Annotated in this window: 19 protein-coding genes; 16 read left to right on the top strand and 3 right to left on the bottom strand. The window is 60.8% G+C overall.

Going from position 1 to position 16631, the window contains the following annotated elements; genetic code table 11:
- Positions 1-146: 146 nt before the first annotated feature.
- On the bottom strand, positions 147-464 hold the full coding sequence (fliE, locus tag AC0969_RS12470; protein WP_479624461.1) for a flagellar hook-basal body complex protein FliE: 318 nt from the start codon (positions 462-464) through the stop codon (positions 147-149).
- 176 nt (positions 465-640) lie between these two features.
- Between fliE and fliF the strand changes: the two genes are divergently transcribed.
- The 13 genes from fliF to fliR all read left to right on the top strand — a co-directional run bounded on the left by fliF (position 641) and on the right by fliR (position 11609).
- Positions 641-2374, top strand: coding sequence for a flagellar basal-body MS-ring/collar protein FliF (gene fliF / locus AC0969_RS12465; RefSeq protein WP_479624460.1), 1734 nt, complete (start codon positions 641-643; stop codon positions 2372-2374).
- 9 nt (positions 2375-2383) lie between these two features.
- Positions 2384-3379, top strand: coding sequence for a flagellar motor switch protein FliG (gene fliG / locus AC0969_RS12460; protein WP_479624459.1), 996 nt, complete (start codon positions 2384-2386; stop codon positions 3377-3379).
- Positions 3372-4088: a FliH/SctL family protein gene (locus AC0969_RS12455; RefSeq protein WP_479624458.1), complete on the top strand. Its 717-nt coding sequence runs from the start codon at positions 3372-3374 to the stop codon at positions 4086-4088. The genes fliG and AC0969_RS12455 overlap by 8 nt, the downstream gene beginning before the upstream one ends.
- Complete coding sequence (fliI, locus tag AC0969_RS12450; RefSeq protein WP_479624457.1) at positions 4069-5502, top strand: flagellar protein export ATPase FliI; 1434 nt, start codon at positions 4069-4071, stop codon at positions 5500-5502. The genes AC0969_RS12455 and fliI overlap by 20 nt, the downstream gene beginning before the upstream one ends.
- A 16-nt stretch (positions 5503-5518) precedes the next feature.
- The gene (gene fliJ, locus AC0969_RS12445; RefSeq protein ID WP_479624456.1) at positions 5519-5992 is read left to right on the top strand and encodes a flagellar export protein FliJ; all 474 of its coding nucleotides are present in this window, start codon (positions 5519-5521) and stop codon (positions 5990-5992) included.
- Complete coding sequence (locus AC0969_RS12440; protein WP_479624455.1) at positions 5982-7271, top strand: flagellar hook-length control protein FliK; 1290 nt, start codon at positions 5982-5984, stop codon at positions 7269-7271. The genes fliJ and AC0969_RS12440 overlap by 11 nt, the downstream gene beginning before the upstream one ends.
- Before the next feature lie 246 nt (positions 7272-7517).
- Entirely contained in the window at positions 7518-8036 is a 519-nt protein-coding gene (locus tag AC0969_RS12435) for a flagellar basal body-associated FliL family protein (protein ID WP_479624580.1), read from the top strand.
- Between the two features lie 38 nt (positions 8037-8074).
- A complete protein-coding gene (gene fliM, locus AC0969_RS12430) occupies positions 8075-9082 on the top strand; it encodes a flagellar motor switch protein FliM (protein WP_479624454.1) in 1008 nt (335 codons plus the stop codon).
- A complete protein-coding gene (gene fliN / locus AC0969_RS12425) occupies positions 9069-9473 on the top strand; it encodes a flagellar motor switch protein FliN (RefSeq protein ID WP_479624453.1) in 405 nt (134 codons plus the stop codon). Before fliM ends, fliN begins: the two co-directional genes overlap by 14 nt.
- A 5-nt stretch (positions 9474-9478) precedes the next feature.
- Positions 9479-9802, top strand: coding sequence for a FliO/MopB family protein (locus AC0969_RS12420; RefSeq protein WP_479624452.1), 324 nt, complete (start codon positions 9479-9481; stop codon positions 9800-9802).
- 31 nt (positions 9803-9833) lie between these two features.
- Positions 9834-10541 (top strand): flagellar type III secretion system pore protein FliP, encoded by a 708-nt coding sequence (gene fliP / locus AC0969_RS12415; RefSeq protein WP_479624579.1) that lies wholly within the window; start codon positions 9834-9836, stop codon positions 10539-10541.
- 12 nt (positions 10542-10553) lie between these two features.
- Positions 10554-10823 (top strand): flagellar biosynthesis protein FliQ, encoded by a 270-nt coding sequence (gene fliQ, locus AC0969_RS12410; protein WP_479624451.1) that lies wholly within the window; start codon positions 10554-10556, stop codon positions 10821-10823.
- A gap of 15 nt (positions 10824-10838) precedes the next feature.
- Positions 10839-11609: a flagellar biosynthetic protein FliR gene (gene fliR / locus AC0969_RS12405; protein ID WP_479624450.1), complete on the top strand. Its 771-nt coding sequence runs from the start codon at positions 10839-10841 to the stop codon at positions 11607-11609.
- 72 nt (positions 11610-11681) lie between these two features.
- Here the strand turns inward: fliR and AC0969_RS12400 are convergent, their stop codons facing one another.
- Together AC0969_RS12400 and AC0969_RS12395 are read right to left on the bottom strand one after the other, a co-directional pair.
- Positions 11682-12311 (bottom strand): response regulator, encoded by a 630-nt coding sequence (locus tag AC0969_RS12400; RefSeq protein ID WP_479624449.1) that lies wholly within the window; start codon positions 12309-12311, stop codon positions 11682-11684.
- Positions 12308-13417 carry a hybrid sensor histidine kinase/response regulator gene (locus AC0969_RS12395; protein WP_479624448.1) on the bottom strand — a complete coding sequence of 370 codons (1110 nt, stop codon included), beginning with the start codon at positions 13415-13417 and terminating at the stop codon, positions 12308-12310. Before AC0969_RS12395 ends, AC0969_RS12400 begins: the two co-directional genes overlap by 4 nt.
- 183 nt (positions 13418-13600) lie before the next feature.
- Here AC0969_RS12395 and AC0969_RS12390 point away from each other — a divergent pair, with 183 nt between their 5' ends.
- The 3 genes from AC0969_RS12390 to AC0969_RS12380 are packed head-to-tail and all read left to right on the top strand — an operon-like array spanning position 13601 to position 16593.
- Positions 13601-14047, top strand: coding sequence for a hypothetical protein (locus AC0969_RS12390; protein ID WP_479624447.1), 447 nt, complete (start codon positions 13601-13603; stop codon positions 14045-14047).
- A gap of 53 nt (positions 14048-14100) precedes the next feature.
- Complete coding sequence (locus AC0969_RS12385) at positions 14101-14463, top strand: response regulator (RefSeq protein ID WP_479624446.1); 363 nt, start codon at positions 14101-14103, stop codon at positions 14461-14463.
- Between the two features lie 33 nt (positions 14464-14496).
- Positions 14497-16593, top strand: a complete 2097-nt coding sequence (locus AC0969_RS12380; RefSeq protein ID WP_479624445.1) for a chemotaxis protein CheA — start codon at positions 14497-14499, stop codon at positions 16591-16593.
- The last annotated feature ends 38 nt before the right edge of the window (positions 16594-16631 follow it).

The following is a 16631-nucleotide window of genomic DNA, read 5'->3' as shown; positions in this document are numbered from 1 at the left end:
GTAAACACCCCGGTATCTGCCCCACAAGGGCGAGCGAAGCAAAGCCCCCTCGTGAACTGCGCAGGACTGGCTCCGCCAGACTGCTGTAGTTGCCCCCTGCAAGGGGGTTGGCGAAAACACGAAGTGTGTAGCCTGGGGGTGTGCAGTCAGACCTGCATATTCATGATGTCGCTATACGCCTGCACCATGCGGTTGCGCACGTGCAGCGTGGCCTGGAAGCCGATTTGGGCTTTCTGGATCGCCACCATGGTTTCTTCCAGGCTGACGTTCGGGTTCTCCAGCTGCACTTCTTTTTGCAGCCGGGTGGATTCGTTTTGGGCGGCGCTCACGTCAGCCAGCGCGCCCTTGAGTGCGCTGGAGAAGCCGGCGTTTTTGGCCTCCGATGTGGGGGCTGTCGGCATGCGCGCCACGCCCCCCGTGCGGGTGGGCATGCTGGTCGATACGGGGGAGAGGCGGAGATCCATGGCAGTTCCCTCCAGGGGATGGATACGAATGCCTTGATCGTAGTGGGGCGCAGCCGGTGTATGGTGCTGAAAAGGCGGCCAAAACCCCGGCTTATCAGGTCGATGTTTTAATCGCTTACCGGAATAATCAAGTGCGTTAGTGGAGCAAGCTCGCGCCATACCACCCGGAAAGCATGATGTCTGCAGTCGCCGAAATACCCGCACCCACACAGTCCCCCCTGGCGCAAAGAATGGCCAATCTGGACCGCTCGCAGCGCATGCGGCTGGGCGCGGGCATCGCTTTGTTGGTGGTGGTGGGTTTGGCTGCCATGCTGATGGGCCGCCAGCCCGACTACAAAGTGCTCTACGCCAACCTGGCCGACAAAGACGGCGGGGCCATCGTGGCCCAGTTGTCGCAAATGAACGTGCCCTACAAGTACACCGAAGGTGGCGGGGCTATTTTGGTGCCCACCGATCGCGTTCACGACACCCGCCTCAAACTTGCCTCGCTGGGCCTGCCCAAGGGCTCGGTCAGCGGCTTCGAGCTGATGGAGGCAAACCGTTTCGGCATGACCCAGTTCCAGGAGCGGCTGGCCTTTCAGCGCGGACTGGAGGGCGAGCTGACCCGCTCCATCCAGGCGCTGTCGTCGGTGTCCAGCGCCCGCGTCCACCTGGCGCTGCCCAGCCAGAACGGATTTTTCAGAGAACAGCAAAAGCCCTCGGCCTCGATCTTGGTCAGCCTGCACCCCGGCCAGTCGCTGGACCGCACCCAGCTGGCGGGCATCGTGCATTTGGTGGCCTCCAGCGTGCCCGAGATGCTGCCCAGAGCCGTCAGCGTACTGGACGACACCGGCAAGCTGCTGTCCCAGTCGCCCGACGGGGCCAGCGGAGCCGATGCCGAGCAATTGCAGTACGTGCAGCGCATCGAGCAGCAGTACAGCCGCCGCATCCTGGACATGCTGGAGCCCATCGTCGGCCGCCAGAACGTCAAGGCCCAGGTCACTGCAGACGTAGACTTTTCGCAGGTCGAGTCCACCGCCGAATCGCACCGCCCCAACTTGGCGGCCGACGCCAGCGCGGTGCGCAGCCAGCAGGTGGTGGAAACCGGTGGCGCAGGTGCAGGCGCGCCGCAGCCCAGTGGCATTCCCGGCGCAACGACTAACCAGCCACCGGCTTCGGCCACCGCACCCATCAATGGTGCGGCCGTGCCCTTGACCGCAGGCGGGGTCGGTACGGCTGCCGGGGCGCTGAATGCGGCGGCGGGCAAGCGCGAATCCGTGACCAACTACGAGGTGGACAAAACCGTGCGCGTGGTGCGTGGCGGCTCGGGCTCCATCAAGCGGTTGAGCGCTGCCGTGGTGGTAAACCACGCTGTTTCCGTCGACGACAAGGGCAAGCCCATCACCAAGGCGCTGAGCGAGCAGCAAATCGAGCAAATGACCGCCCTGGTGCGTGAGTCCATCGGCTTCAATAAAGACCGGGGCGACTCGGTCAACCTGATGAATGCGCCGTTTTTGGTGGATGTGCCGGTGGTGGACACCACCCCGCTGTGGAAGCAGCCTGAAACGCTGGAAATGGCGCGCAGCCTGGCCTGGCCCGTAGGCACCTTGCTGTTGGTGGCGATTGTGGTGTTGGGCCTGCTGCGGCCAGGCTTGAAGGCCATGTCGGAGCCCAAGCCGGTGCCGGTGAGTCCGGTGGCGCTGGGCCCCGACGGCCAGCCGCTGGCGCTGGGCATGGGCTCGCTCGGTGGCCCGCTGGATGCGCTGGTGGCGGGCGACACGCCGCGCGGCACCATCATTGGAGCCGATGGCGTGCAAATTCTGGCACCCACCGACCACCAGTTGCGCCTGGAAGATGCCCGGCAGTTGGCCCGCACCAATTCGACTGCAGTGGCCAATATCGTGAAAAGCTGGATCAACGGCGAGAGCTAAGGCAACACCATGGACGAACAAGGTCTCACCGACGCGGCTATTTTCTTGATGTCTCTGGGGGAGGAGGAGGCCGCCGAGGTGTTTAAACACCTATCCCCCAAAGAAGTTCAAAAATTGGGCGAAACCATTGCCAAAACCAAGTCGGTCACGCGCGAGAAGGTGGATGAAGTGCTGGTGCGCTTTACCATTGCTGCTGGGCAGCAAAGCCTGCTGGTGAGCGACACGGCCGACTATGTCAAGGCGGTGCTGCGCCGGGCGTTGGGCGACGACAAGGCATCCTTGTTAATTGACCGCATTTTGCTGGGCGGCGACGTGTCGGGCATTGAAAGCCTGAAGTGGATGGACCCGTTGTCGGTCGCCGAGCTGCTGCGCAATGAGCACCCGCAAATTGTGGCGGCGATTTTGGTGCACCTGGACTTTGAGCAGTCGGCTGCCATCCTCAAGCAATTGACCGAGCGCCAGCGCAACGAGGTCTTGCTGCGGGTGGCTACGCTGGAGGGTATCCAGCCCACGGCCTTGAAGGATTTGAACGAAGTGCTGTTCAAGGTACTGGCCGGTGGCGACAAAATCCGGAAGTCTTCGCTGGGTGGTGTCAAGGCGGCTGCCGAAATCATCAACTTGCTGGGGGCCAATATCGAGGGTACGGTCATTGAGTCGATCAAGGGTTTCGATGCCGATCTAGCGCAAAAAATTGTGGACAAGATGTTTGTTTTCGACGACGTGGCCCAACTGGACAACAAGTCGATCCAGCTGGTGCTGAAAGAGGTGGCCTCCGAGACCCTGGTGGTGGCCTTGAAGGGGGCATCACCCGAGCTCAAAGAGAAAATTTTGGCCAATATGTCCAGCCGTGCCGCCGAGTCGATGCGCGAAGACCTGGAGTCGCGCGGCCCCATGCGCCTGTCCGAAGTCGAAGCGCAGCAAAAAGAAGTGCTCAAAATTGTGCGCCGTCTGGTAGATGAAGGCCAGGTGGTGCTGGGCGGCGGAGGCGATGATGGTTTTGTCTAGTGTTCGCAGTTCTTCCCGTGTCCACCCGCGTTTTATCCGCAGTGAAGATCTGGGCGAGGTGTCCGAGTGGCAGTTTGGCGCCGTCGGCCCGGTGGCTCCGGTACTGGAGATGTTGCCCGAACCCGAGCCCGAGCCGGAGCCCGAGGAGCCGGAGTCCGTTCGCCTGGACCGCGCATGGGCCGATGGCCATGCGGCGGGTTTGCTCCAAGGAAACACCGAGGCCACTAACGAGGGTAACCACAAGCTGGATGCTTACGTGCAGGGGCAGGGCGTGGAAACGGCGGAAAAGTTGGCGCAGCTACTGACCGACATGCAAAGCCGCTTGGCTCAACTTGAACAAGATATGGCCCAGCAGGTTCTGGCCTTGGCCTGTGGCTTGGCCCGGCAAATCGTGCGCCGAGAGCTGGCGCTGGACGCGGCGGCCATCGAACCGGTGGTGCGAGAGGCTTTGGGCATGCTGGTTATGGACGGCAAGGCCGCAGTCATCAAGCTGCATCCCCAGGATCTGGAGGTGCTGCAAGCACCGCTGCAAGAGGCTTTTCCGTCGCCCGCACTGACCTGGTTGCCCGATGCGACGGTCGAACGTGGTGGCTGCATGGTCGAGTCGGGTGGTGCGGTGATCGACGGCACGCTGTCCAAGCGTTGGGAGCGGGCGGTGGCCAATCTGGGGCTGGAATCTGCCTGGACGGATGCGGACGATGGAAGCTGACCGTTCGCCCGAGGCGCAGGTCTGGTCGCAATTCATGGCCGATGCGCAGCAGCGCGTCGATGTGGGCACGACGCTAGAGGCACGTGGCACGCTGACCCGTTTGGCAGGCTTGGTACTGGAGGCCGTGGGCATCCGCAGTCCGGTGGGCTCGCAGTGCCAGGTCGCGATGCCGGGGCGGCCATCGGTACTGGTCGAAGTGGTGGGCTTTTCCAACGACCGGGCCTATCTGATGCCTGCGGGCGACGTGCACGGCCTGGTCAGCGGTGCCAGCGTCGTGCCGGCGGCCTCCTTTATTTCTGTGCCCCGTTTGGGTGATGCACCGCGCGACCCGCAGACTTTTGCGGCGGGCGTGCTGCGCCTCCCCCTGGGCGACGGCTTGCTGGGCCGGGTAGTGGATGCCCAAGGCGTGCCACTGGACCACGGTGGCCCGATCCGTGATGTGGTGTCGGCTCCGCTGGACCGCAGCCCTATCAACGCGATGGACCGTGACCCGGTGCGCGAGCCACTGGATACCGGCGTGCGCGCCATCAACGGCATGCTGACCGTGGGACGCGGCCAGCGGATTGGCCTGTTTGCAGGCTCGGGTGTGGGCAAAAGCGTGCTGCTGGGCATGATGGCCCGCTACACCCAGGCCGACGTCATCGTGGTCGGCCTGATCGGCGAGCGGGGCCGCGAAGTCAAAGAATTCGTCGAAGATATTCTCGGAGCCGACGGTCGCGCCCGCTCGGTGGTGGTGGCCGCTCCGGCCGATGCCCCACCTTTGTTGCGCTTGCAAGGGGCGGCCTACGCCACGGCAGTAGCCGAGTATTTCCGTGACAAGGGCCAGCATGTGCTGCTGTTGATGGATTCGCTCACCCGCTATGCGATGGCCCAGCGTGAAATCGCCCTGGCGATTGGCGAGCCCCCGGCCACCAAAGGCTACCCGCCCTCGTGTTTTGCCAAGCTGCCACAGCTGGTGGAGCGCAGCGGTAATGGGCTCAATGGTGTGGGTTCGATCACCGCCTTCTACACCGTGCTGACCGAGGGTGACGACCAGCAAGACCCGATTGCCGATGCCGCCCGGGCGATTCTGGACGGCCATATCGTGCTGTCACGCGCCTTGGCCGAAGGCGGACATTTCCCGGCCATCGATATTGAACAATCGGCCTCGCGGGTGATGCACAACGTGGTGACACCGGCGCATTTTGAGGCGGCCCGGCGCTTTCGGGTCATCAATTCGCGCTACCAAAAAGGCCGTGACCTGGTGCAGATCGGGGCCTATGCCAGTGGTTCAGACCCCGGTTTGGACGAGGCCATCCGACTCAGTGGGGGCATGGCGGCGTTCTTGCAGCAGGGGATGTTCGAAGCCTCGTCGTTGCCGCGCAGCGTGGCCGAGATGGAGCAATGCATTTCCAAAGCAGCAGGTGCGCGATGACTAACCGAGTGTATGCATGTCCCTGCTGAAAACCCTGGCGGTAGCGGTGGATGTGGCCCGGCAGAAGCGCGACGTGGCCAGCCGTGCGCTGGGCCAGGCCCAGCAAAAATACATTGCCGCCCACGACCAGCTCACCCAGCTGGAAACCTATGCCACCGAGACCGAGACGCGCTGGATGGTGCAGGCCCAAAATTGCGCCGTACCGGAGCTTATGCGCCACCACTACCAGTTTATGGAGCGTCTGGCCCAGGCTATCCAGATGCAGTTGGGAATTTTGGCGGACAACGCCCGCTGGGTCGAGGCCGCTAAAAAGCATCTCACCGAGGCAGAAATTCGGGTTGCCACCCTGCAACAGGTCTGCCGCAATAAGCAAGTAGAAGCCAACCGGCTGCAAGACCGCCGTGAGCAAAAGCAAATCGACGAATTTGCCGCACAGCGGTTTGGTAAATCGATAGACCAACAATTTGGTGAGGACTCCCGTGGGCATTGAATCCATCCCCGTTGCGCTGCTGTCCAGCAAGCCCGCCGCCCCCATGCCGTCCGCCGTACCAGGCATGGGCCAACCTGCCGCTGAGCGGCCAACCGAAGACAAAGCCTCCAAGGAATTTCGCGACCTGCTGAATGGTCTGCATGCTGGCGTGCAGGGTGCCACCGAGCAGCTTCAGCCCCCGGCAGACGGGGGCTTGGCCGATGTTGCCGCCGACGCGAAAAAATCGCAGAAAACCAGCCCGCTGGACACCTCAACAAGCGCTCCTGATGCCGCCAGCGTGATGGCCGGGTATTGGGTACCCGTACCTGCACCGCAGGCACCTCTGGTGGCCCCGGCGGCGGGTGTGTCCGATGTGCTGGGCGTGGCTACCGGGGCCAGTGCTGATGCTGCCCAAACGGTCGAGAACGTCGGCTTGGCGAGCCCCACAGCGGGCAGCGGGGTGCCGGATGCGCGTACGCAGTCGGTCAATATGGCCAACTATGCGTCGGTGTTTGAGCAAATCCAGAGTCGGCTGGCTGTCAGTGGTGGCACTGGCGCTGGTGTGGCTGCGATCGCGGCTGCTGCCGCGCAAGATGCCGCCGGATCGGGCCTGAAAAGCTTGGCCAAGCCCGTGCTGGGCACGGCCGTGGCCGACAGCCGTGCGGCCCAGCTTGCCAGTGTGGCGGCGGGCGGCACGTGGATGCTGCCGGTTACGCAAGCCAGTGCCCTGCAAGCCGCAACCGATACGGCCGAAGCTTTGGCCCTGGCGGTAAACACAACCGGTGACAAGCGGGAGGCTGTGCCGACCGGCCAGGTGCCCGAAGGCGGCATGGGGCAAAACCACTTTACCCCTACCGTGCATTTTGAGAGTGCCGCTGCCAGTGTGGATATGCAGCAGCCTGCACCCGAGGCCGCCGTGGCCGACCAGGTCAGCTATTGGATATCGCAGGGCATCCAGAATGCCGAACTGACCTTCAATGGGGCGGACTCCGAGCCGGTACAGGTCCGTATTTCCTTGTCTGGCAACGAGGCCCATGTGGAGTTTCTGACCGACCAACTGGAAACCCGTGATCTCTTGACCGGTGCTGCATCCCATCTGGAAGAGATGTTGCACAGCGAAGGCATGGTGTTGTCGGGTCTGTCGGTGGGCTCGTCCGGTACGGGTGGGTCGAATGGCCGAGAACGCAGGAGCCCTTCAGAGGCACGGCAAAATGCGGCGCAGCCCGCGCCGGAAGTCGAGGCGGTGCGGCCCACGGCAGCACGGGGGTCGTCTGGGCGGACGGTCGATCTATTTGTTTAGCCCGGACCGGTGCGAATGCGGCGGTTTTGCACCGCTTATCTGGCTATTATCAGAAGCGTCTAGGGCAATAATGCCTACACACGCTATCTATCCAGGACTTACGCAAGACCCTCTGTGCGGTACGTAAGCCCTACTGCCTATTGATGGCGAACGCGGGTTCCTATGAGCCCCACCCCGGAAGGAATTATTGTGTCTGCACCTGCTGCCGCTGATGCGGCTGCCACCCCCAAGCCCAAGGGCAAGAAAATGCTCGTGATCATCATTGCGGTCGTTTTGCTGCTGGTGGCGGCGGGCGGCGGCTGGTTTGTTTTTCTGCGTCACCCGGCCGAAGAGGGGGACGAAGGTGCCGCTAGCGCGCCCGTTGCCCATGCCGAGGTCAAGCCAGGCGTTCCTCCTGTGTTTATGCCGATGGACAATATGGTGGTCAATCTGGCCGATCCGGGTGGTGAAAAGTTTGCCCAGGTCGGCATCACCATTGCGGTAACCGACCAAAAGGTGGCGGATGCGGTCAAGGCCAATTTACCCACCATCCGTAGCGCTGTGCTGCTGCTGATTTCGCAGCGCACCTCCGAAGAGCTGCTGACCAAAGAAGGCAAGGAAAAGCTGGCCGGGGAAATCTTGCGCGAAGTCTCCACGCCCCTAGGCTACGAGGTGAAGGAGGAGGAGGAGGAAGACCCCGTGCCCAAGAAAAAGGGCAAGAAAAAACGCGCCCCGGCCCCCAATCCGATTTTGAACGTGCTGTTCTCTAGCTTCATCATCCAATGATGCGCCGGCATGTTTTTTCACGGTAATGGAGTAGCTTCATGAGTGAATCATTCCTATCGCAAGAAGAAGTCGATGCCCTGCTTGAGGGTGTCACTGGCGAGAGCCAAAAAGCGGTAGAAACCGTTTTTGAGACGGGGGAAATCCGCAATTACGACATCTCCAGCCAGGAGAAGATCGTTCGGGGTCGCATGCCGACCATGGAGATCGTTAACGAACGGTTTGCGCGCAACTTCCGTATTGGCCTGTTTAACTTCATCCGCCGTAGCCCCGAGGTATCGGTGGGCACGGTGAAGGTGCAGCGCTACAGCGCTTTTCTGCGCGAGTTGGCGGTGCCCACTAATTTCAACATCATGGCGATCCGTCCGCTGCGCGGCAGCGGCTTGATTGTTTGCGAGCCGTCGCTGATATTTGGGGTGATCGACACCCTGTATGGCGGTGTGGGCAAGTTTCAGACCCGCATCGAAGGACGCGAGTTCTCCATGACCGAGCAGCGGGTGATCAACCGGCTTGTGGATGTCATTTGTACCGAATACAAAAAGGCGTGGCACGGAATCTATCCGCTAGAGCTGGATTACCAGCGCTCCGAGATGCAGCCCCAGTTTGCCAACATCGCCACGCCCAGTGAAATTGTGGTGTCTACGGTGTTCCAGCTGGAGATCGGGGACATTGCCGGGGCAATCCATATTTGCATGCCGTATGCCACGCTGGAGCCGATTCGGGACGTGCTGTACTCATCGACCCAGGGCGACTCGGTGGAAGTGGACCGCCGCTGGATCACCCTGTTGAGTCGCGAAATACAGTCTGCAGAGGTCACGCTGGTGGCCGAACTGGCCCGGGCCGATGCCACTGTTGAGCAACTTTTGAGCATGAAGCCGGGCGACTTTATCGAGCTGGAGCGCGAGCCGCGTATCCGTGCCTCGATTGGTGGTGTCCCCATATTTGACTGCCAGTACGGCACCCACAACTCCAAGTACGCGATCCGCATTGAAGAATGCTTGCGAAACGATGACGGCAATCCCCAGGGAGAAATAAATGGCAACAACTGACGACGACGATCCGATGGCCGCCTGGGCCGAGGCCCTGGAAGAGCAAAAAAATACCGATGCCAAGCCCGAAGAGAGCACGGGTGGGCCGCTGTTTAGCGGCAACCCCATTGGCAAAGACGGCACCTCGCAAGACATCAACATGGTGCTGGACATTCCGGTCACCCTGTCGGTGGAGCTGGGCCGCACCAAGGTGCCCATCAAATACATCTTGCAGTTGGCGCAGGGTTCCGTGGTGGAACTGGATGCGCTGGCAGGCGAGCCGATGGACGTGCTGATCAATGGCTACCTGATCGCCCAGGGCGAGGTGGTGGTGGTGAACGACAAGTTCGGTATCCGTTTGACGGACGTGGTCACCCCCTCAGAGCGGCTGAAGCGCCTCAGCAAAGGCTAAGCAGCATGATGGGTCAGACTTTGCTGGTGGTCGTGCTGTTTGTGGCGGCTATTGCCATGCTGCCGCTGGCCATCAAATGGATACAGCGCCGCACGGTGGGCGCAGCGAGCGGTGCGTCTGGCACGGCCCGCGTGGTGTCTGCCGTGGGCGTGGGGCCACACCAGCGCGTGGTCACGGTCGAGGTGGGGCCAGAGGGTGCGCGCACCTGGCTGGTACTGGGCGTGACCGCGCAGTCGATTACCTGCTTGCACACCGCCGCCATTGCACAGGCTCCGTCGGCCTATGCCGTCGTGGCGGCCCAGTTGCAGGACGAGGCCAGCCATGTTTAAACGCGTCCGTTGGTGTTTGGCTGCGCTGGCGATGCTGGCCCAGGCCCCGGTGTTTGCGCAGGCGGCGGGCACTTTGCCGCTGTTGATTGGTTCTGGCGGGCAGGGCGTGAGCTACTCGGTGCCGATCCAGACGCTGCTGTTTTTTACTGCACTGTCGTTTCTGCCGGCCATTTTGCTGATGATGACCGGCTTTACCCGCATCGTCATTGTGTTGTCGTTGTTGCGCCAAGCCTTGGGTACGCAGTCGGCACCGCCGAACCAGATTGTCATTGGGCTGTCGTTGTTTCTGACCTTTTTTGTCATGGGCCCCACTTTTGACCGGGTCTACAAAGAAGCCTACGCGCCCTACACCGCCAACGCTATCAGCTTCGAGCAGGCGCTAGAGAAGGGCGAAGCCCCGGTACGTCAGTTCATGCTCAAGCAAACCCGCCAGTCCGACTTTGCCTTGTTTGCCCGGTTGGCCCGGCTGGATGCCACCGTGACCGCCGAGACGGCCCCGCTGCGCGTGCTGGTGCCCGCGTTTGTGACCAGCGAGCTGAAGTCGGCGTTCCAGATCGGCTTCATGATCTTCATTCCGTTTTTGGTGATTGACATCGTGGTTGCCAGCGTACTGATGTCGCTGGGCATGATGATGCTGTCACCGGTGCTGGTGGCCTTGCCGTTCAAGCTGATGCTGTTTGTACTGGCCGATGGCTGGAACCTGTTGATCGGCTCGCTGGCCGCCAGTTTTGTTCAGTAGCGGAGGGATGTCGTGAACTCGCAAATGGTCCTGACCGTAGGGCAAGAGGCCATGTGGCTGCTGCTGCTGGTGTCGGCCCCGATCTTGGGAACCGTGCTGGTGGTGGGCTTGTTGGTCAGTATCTTCCAGGCCATCACCCAGATCCATGAGGCCACCCTGTCTTTTGTGCCCAAGCTGATTGCCTGCATGCTGGTGTTTGCGCTGGCCGGGCCGTGGATGCTGTCCACGCTGGTGGACTACATCCGGCGCACCATCGAGTCGATTCCGACGCTGGTTTTATAGCGCCGGACCGCCTCGGTGTTTACCTTTAACGAAGCCCAGCTCGCCGAGTGGCTGTCGCCCATCGTCTGGCCGTTTTTACGGGTGCTGGCCTTGTTCAGCGTAGCCCCGGTGTTTTCCCTCAAGTCCATTCCGCAGCGGGCCAAGATTGGGCTGGCATTTTTTGTATCCCTGGCGGCGCAAGGCAGCCTGGGGGACCAGACTATGGTCAGCATGAACAGCCCGCAAGCCTTGGGTGCGGCGGTCCAGCAGGTGGGCGTGGGCCTGTCCATCGGGTTTGCCGTGCGGCTGGTGTTTGCCTCGGTCGAGCTGGCCGGCGAACTGGTGGGTTTGCAAATGGGGCTGAACTTCGCCACTTTTTTCAGCCCTAGCAGCAATTCCCAGGTCAGCGCGGTGTCGCGTTTTCTGGGCCACATGTCGTTGCTGTTGTTTGTGGTGATGAACGGGCACCTGGTCGTGCTGATGGCGGTGGTCAAAAGCTTTGACAGTTTTCCGGTGGATGGTAACTTTCTAGAGGTCTTGGCCCAGGTCAAGCTGTATACGCTGGGGACGCAGCTGTTTGCCAGTGCGCTGTGGATGGCACTGCCGATGGTGGCCATGCTGTTGTTCGTCAACTTGACGATGGGGGTGATCTCCCGCGTGGCCCCGCAGATGAATATTTATGCCATTGGCTTCCCGGTCACCTTGACGATGGGCCTGGTGGGGCTGACCGTGACCTTGCCGATGATGGACCAGCCGGTAATGGCGCTGATGCAGCAGGCGGTGGATTTATTTACCACCAGTCGCTAGCATTTTTGTGAAAATTGTTAAGTATGAAATAAGGCCGTGGCGCACATTTAATATGCGCAGGCAGCTATCTTTTTAGACTAAATTGTTCCGAATTGCATAGACAGTAAGCTCGGCGTTGTTGGCCAGCTTGAGCTTCTCCAGCACCCGGGTGCGGTACACGCTGACGGTCTTGGGGCTGAGCAGCAGCTCCTCGGCGATGTCGGACAGCCGTTTGCCGGAGGCAATTTTCAGCAGGGTCTGCATTTCGCGCTCCGACAAAGCCGCGTGCGGCACCTCCAGCACCGGCTTGGACAGGCTTTCCACCAGCATCTGCGCCACCTCGGGGGTCACATATTTGCGCCCCTGCATCACGGTGCGTACGGCCAGCACCAGCTCTTCGGGGTCGCCCGCCTTGTTCAAATAGCCTTGCGCCCCGGCGCGCAGGCAGCGAATGGCGTACTGGTCCTCGGGGAACATGGAGACAATCAGCACCTTGATGGGCGAGTGGGCCTCGCTCAGGCTGGCCAGCACCTCCATGCCACCCCGACCGGGCATGCTCAGGTCCAGCACCAGCACATCGCAGGGGGCGGTGCGCAGCAGCTCGCGCACTTCGGCGTAGCTGGCGGCTTCACCGGTTACCTGGATGTCCACTGCCTCGGACAACATACCGCGAATACCGCGTCGGACCATAGCGTGGTCGTCGCATAAAACTACATGGATCATGGGGGGCTTTCGGTGGGGATGGTGGCATCTGGCACCAGCGGCACCGACAGGATGATGGAGGTGCCCACACCGCCCCGGTTGCTGATGTCCAGCCAGCCATCGACGGTTTTGGCCCGCTCGTGCAGGCCGCGCAGCCCAAAGGCCTTGGGTTTGTCGCGCATGGTTTTGTCGAACCCCCGCCCATTGTCGGTAACTTCCAGGGTCAACACGCCTTCGCCGTCGGTCAGCTCAATGCTGACCGCACTGCATTCCGCGTGTTTGGCAATGTTGGTCAGCGCCTCTTGTGCCGTGCGGTAGGCCACCAGCTGGATGGCCTTGGTCACGTTGAACTGGTCATGGGGCGCGTGAAACACAGTGGCAATGCCGGTGCGCTTTTGAAAGCTTTGTCCCAACCACTGCACCGCAGCGGCGAGGCCCTGGTCCAGTATCGGCGGGCGCAGGTTCATCATGATGCGTTGGCTGGCCCCCAGCGCATGTTGCAGCATCTCCAGCGCCGACCCCAGGTGGGCCGCCGAGGGTGCATCTTTGTGGTGGCGGGCCAGCCACGCCAGCTCCAGCTTGACGGCCGCCAGTGAGCCGCCTATATCGTCATGCACCTCACGGGCAATGGCAGCCCGTTCCTGTTCAATCGAGCTTTGCAAATGTTCAGCCAGTTCGGCCAGGCGGCGTTCTGAGGCGGCCAATTCTGCGTCTGCGCGTTCTTTTGATTGGCGGACCTCTCGTACTTCGATAGCGCGGGCAATCACATGCGCCAGTTTGTTGATGTCGTCTTTGAGCAAATAGTCGCTAAAGCCCAGCCGTATGGCATCTACCGCCGCCGCCTCGCCAATGGCCCCTGAGAGTAGTACAAAAGGAGGCTGCTGTGCTTGCAGTTGCAGCGCATGCCAGGCATCAATGGCGGTAAAACCGGGGAGTCGGTAGTCGGCCAGAATCAAATCAAAGTGTGTGCTGCGCGTCCATTGCGTAAACGTGGCCAAGGTCTCGACCCGCTGCAGAGTACAGGCCAAGCCCTGCTTATGCAGGGCCCGCACCACAATCTGGTGGTCGATAGTGGAGTCCTCCAGATGCAGAATATGGATTGTCTGGGTCTCTTGCCAAGTGCTCATGCATGCTCCTTAGGCCGGGAAAAATGAGCTACATAAAAGTGGGATGTCAGCATGGTGGGCGTACCGGGCGGATGGGCCGCAACGTCAAATTTACAGATTGTTCGTAACAGGATGTGAAATAGAATTAACATTCGTTCAAACGAGGCAATTTGCCTAAGGCTTTCCTGCAGCGACGGAGAATACATGCAAACAGAGCCAACTCTACCAACAGGACCCGTAGTGCAACTGCCGGTCATGCTGGTGGCTGAATTGCAGGACTCCCTGATGGTGGTGATGCACGATTTGAGTCGGCTTGAGAGTCTGCTCAGTCACACCATGGACAACCTGATGACGCGCTTTAACAGTGTGAACATGGGACTTGCTGCGGCAAGCCTGCCGGATGTGCCTGCGATGGACGATGTGCGCAGCAATCTGCGCGCCGCCGTCACCGAATTGCAGTTCCAGGACATGGCTTCACAACTCATTGTGCATACGACGCTGATGTTGCAAGGTTGCGCTTTTCGTTTGGCATCGGAGGCCATGGAGCAAGACGAGGGCGAAGAGCCTGCGCCGTATGCTGCCATGGTGCCGGATCACCCCAATCCGGTGACCCAAAGCGAAATGGATGCTGGTTCCATTGAGCTTTTCTGATATGCCGACTCCCCGATATTTACGAGCACTCTCATCTTTAGCTGGAGCTTTTCATGCATTCGATTCTTGCCGTTGACGACTCACCTTCGATGCGAAAGATGGTGTCTTTCACGTTGACTGGAGCGGGCTACCAAGTCATTGAAGCGGTGGATGGGCAGGATGCTTTTGAAAAAGCCCAGTCGCACTCCATCGACTTGGTGCTGGTGGACCAAAACATGCCCCGACTAGACGGTATTGGCCTGACCCGGCTGCTGCGCGACCACCCCAAGTACAAGACCATCCCGATTCTTATTTTGACCACTGAATCCAGCGACCAGATGAAGCAGGCGGGGCGGAGTGCGGGGGCCACCGGCTGGTTGGTGAAGCCTTTTGACCCGACCCGGTTGATCGAGGTAATCCAGAAAGTTATTCGCTAGACCCCGCCGAACGCAAGCACAACCGGAGACCGTATGGCTGAAATGCAAACCGACAATTCGAGTTCAGGCGCAGACTTTGACCTGACCCAGTTCTACCAAATCTTTTTTGAAGAGGCCGGGGAAAATCTAGACCAGATGGAGCAAATGCTGCTGGACCTGGACTTGGCGAACACCGACGACGAAGAGCTCAACGGCATCTTCCGTTGCGCCCACTCCATCAAGGGCGGCGCCGCCACTTTCGGGTTTTCCGATGTGGCTGAGCTGACCCACCAGATGGAGTCGCTGCTGGACAAGCTGCGCCGCCACGAGTTGAAGTTGATCCCGCCTATGGTCGATGCCTTGCTGGAATCTGCCGACTCCTCGCGTAGCCTGCTGGCGCGGCACCAAGCGGGTGGCGAGGGCGTGGCGATCAATACTGCGGCGCTGGTCAAGCGCATCAGCGTACTTGCCTCGGGTGAAGTGCCTGCGGGAACCGCAGCGCCTGCTGCCGCCCCTGCCGTTGTAACGGTGGCCGTATCCACCCCGGTGCTGACCAAGAAAAATCCGGCTGCCCGGTCGCTGATCATCCACATTGGGCCGCTAGAGAAACCCGATCACGCCGATGCCGTGCAAGAGCTGTTCCGGGATATTCCAGGCTTGGGCAGTGCCAGCCCTATGCCAAGTGAGCGTGCAGATACCCGCGTATTTGCGGTGGAAACCACCTCTACCAACGACGACTTGCTTGACCTTTTCGTGTTCCATGTGGCCAAGGAGCTGGTCGTCATACGTGATTTGGATGCCGAAGTTGCCGCCGCCCCTGAAGCGCCCCCCGAGCTGGTGGTCGTGGCTGCCGCAGCCGCTCAGTCCATTGAAGAAGAGTATGGGTTCTTTGCCGGATCTCCTGGGCATCCTGGTGAGCAAGCCGCTCCCGCCCCGGCTGTCGTTGCCGCCAAGGCAGAGGCCAAAGCCGCAGGCCAAACTCCGCTAGAAGCCACCACCATCCGGGTGGATATCAAAAAGGTGGACCAGCTGATCAATCTGGTGGGCGAGCTGGTGATCACCCAGGCCATGCTGGCCCAAAACAGCCAAGGGCTGGAGCCCGCCATGCACCAGCAATTGTTTGCGGGCCTGGCCGACCTGGACCGCAACACCCGGGACTTGCAAGAGTCGGTGATGTCGATCCGCATGATCCCGATGTCCATCGTGTTCAGCCGATTCCCGCGCATGCTGCGGGATCTGGCTAATCGCTTGGGCAAAAAAGTGGACTTTGTCACCCAGGGCGAATCCACCGAGCTGGACAAGGGATTGGTCGAGAAAATCACCGACCCGCTGACCCATCTGGTGCGTAATAGCTGCGACCACGGGATTGAAATGCCAGAGGCCCGTCGCGCCGCAGGCAAACCAGAGAACGGCACCATCACCCTGTCTGCCGCGCACCAGGGCGGCTCTATCGTGATTGAAGTGCGCGATGACGGCAAAGGCATGTCGCGTGAACACATCTTGCGCAAGGCCCGTGAACGCGGCCTGGATGTCAGCGACGCGATGACCGATGCAGAAGTCTGGCAGTTGATTTTTGCCCCCGGCTTCTCGACTGCCGACGTGGTGACCGATGTGTCGGGCCGGGGCGTGGGCATGGACGTGGTGAAGCGGAACATTGCGTCCCTCAACGGCACGGTGGATATTGAGTCCGTCGAAGGCCTGGGCATGAAGGTGTCCGTGCGTTTGCCGCTGACCTTGGCCATCATGGATGGCATGTCGGTCAGCGTCGGCAACGAAGTCTACATTTTGCCGCTGTCGTCGGTGATCGAGTCGTTCCAGGTGAATGATGAGTCGGTCAGCACCGTCGCGCAGGGTTCGCAATTGGTGAAGGTGCGCGAAGAGTACATGCCGGTGATTGCACTGGAAAAAATCTTCCAAGTGCCGATTGCCGATGCCGAAAAAGCCAACAACATCATGGTGGTGGTCGAGTCGGAAGGCAGCCGCGTGGCCTTGTTGGTCAATGAGTTGCTGGGCCAACACCAGGTGGTGGTGAAGAATCTGGAGTCCAACTACCGCAAGGTGTCTAACGTGTCGGGTGCCACCATCATGGGCGACGGCAAGGTGGCACTGATTCTGGATATTGGCGCGCTGGTGCGCCGCTCACGGCACTAAGTCTTTACGCGCCGCAGTTCACACAGTTTGACGTTGAA

Source organism: Rhodoferax sp. LB1P47, assembly GCF_056521445.1.
This window is presented reverse-complemented; position numbering and strand designations above follow the sequence as displayed.

What these genes read in the sequence shown, in the direction of transcription:
- fliE (WP_479624461.1), bottom strand. Translation starts at nt 464, where the DNA reads ATGGATCTCCGCCTCTCCCCCGTATCGACCAGCATGCCCACCCGCACG.
- fliF (WP_479624460.1), top strand. Translation starts at nt 641, where the DNA reads ATGTCTGCAGTCGCCGAAATACCCGCACCCACACAGTCCCCCCTGGCG.
- fliG (WP_479624459.1), top strand. Translation starts at nt 2,384, where the DNA reads ATGGACGAACAAGGTCTCACCGACGCGGCTATTTTCTTGATGTCTCTG.
- fliI (WP_479624457.1), top strand. Translation starts at nt 4,069, where the DNA reads ATGCGGACGATGGAAGCTGACCGTTCGCCCGAGGCGCAGGTCTGGTCG.
- fliJ (WP_479624456.1), top strand. Translation starts at nt 5,519, where the DNA reads ATGTCCCTGCTGAAAACCCTGGCGGTAGCGGTGGATGTGGCCCGGCAG.
- AC0969_RS12435 (WP_479624580.1), top strand. Translation starts at nt 7,518, where the DNA reads ATGCTCGTGATCATCATTGCGGTCGTTTTGCTGCTGGTGGCGGCGGGC.
- fliM (WP_479624454.1), top strand. Translation starts at nt 8,075, where the DNA reads ATGAGTGAATCATTCCTATCGCAAGAAGAAGTCGATGCCCTGCTTGAG.
- fliN (WP_479624453.1), top strand. Translation starts at nt 9,069, where the DNA reads ATGGCAACAACTGACGACGACGATCCGATGGCCGCCTGGGCCGAGGCC.
- AC0969_RS12420 (WP_479624452.1), top strand. Translation starts at nt 9,479, where the DNA reads ATGATGGGTCAGACTTTGCTGGTGGTCGTGCTGTTTGTGGCGGCTATT.
- fliP (WP_479624579.1), top strand. Translation starts at nt 9,834, where the DNA reads ATGCTGGCCCAGGCCCCGGTGTTTGCGCAGGCGGCGGGCACTTTGCCG.
- AC0969_RS12400 (WP_479624449.1), bottom strand. Translation starts at nt 12,311, where the DNA reads ATGATCCATGTAGTTTTATGCGACGACCACGCTATGGTCCGACGCGGT.
- AC0969_RS12395 (WP_479624448.1), bottom strand. Translation starts at nt 13,417, where the DNA reads ATGAGCACTTGGCAAGAGACCCAGACAATCCATATTCTGCATCTGGAG.
- AC0969_RS12390 (WP_479624447.1), top strand. Translation starts at nt 13,601, where the DNA reads ATGCAAACAGAGCCAACTCTACCAACAGGACCCGTAGTGCAACTGCCG.
- AC0969_RS12385 (WP_479624446.1), top strand. Translation starts at nt 14,101, where the DNA reads ATGCATTCGATTCTTGCCGTTGACGACTCACCTTCGATGCGAAAGATG.
- AC0969_RS12380 (WP_479624445.1), top strand. Translation starts at nt 14,497, where the DNA reads ATGGCTGAAATGCAAACCGACAATTCGAGTTCAGGCGCAGACTTTGAC.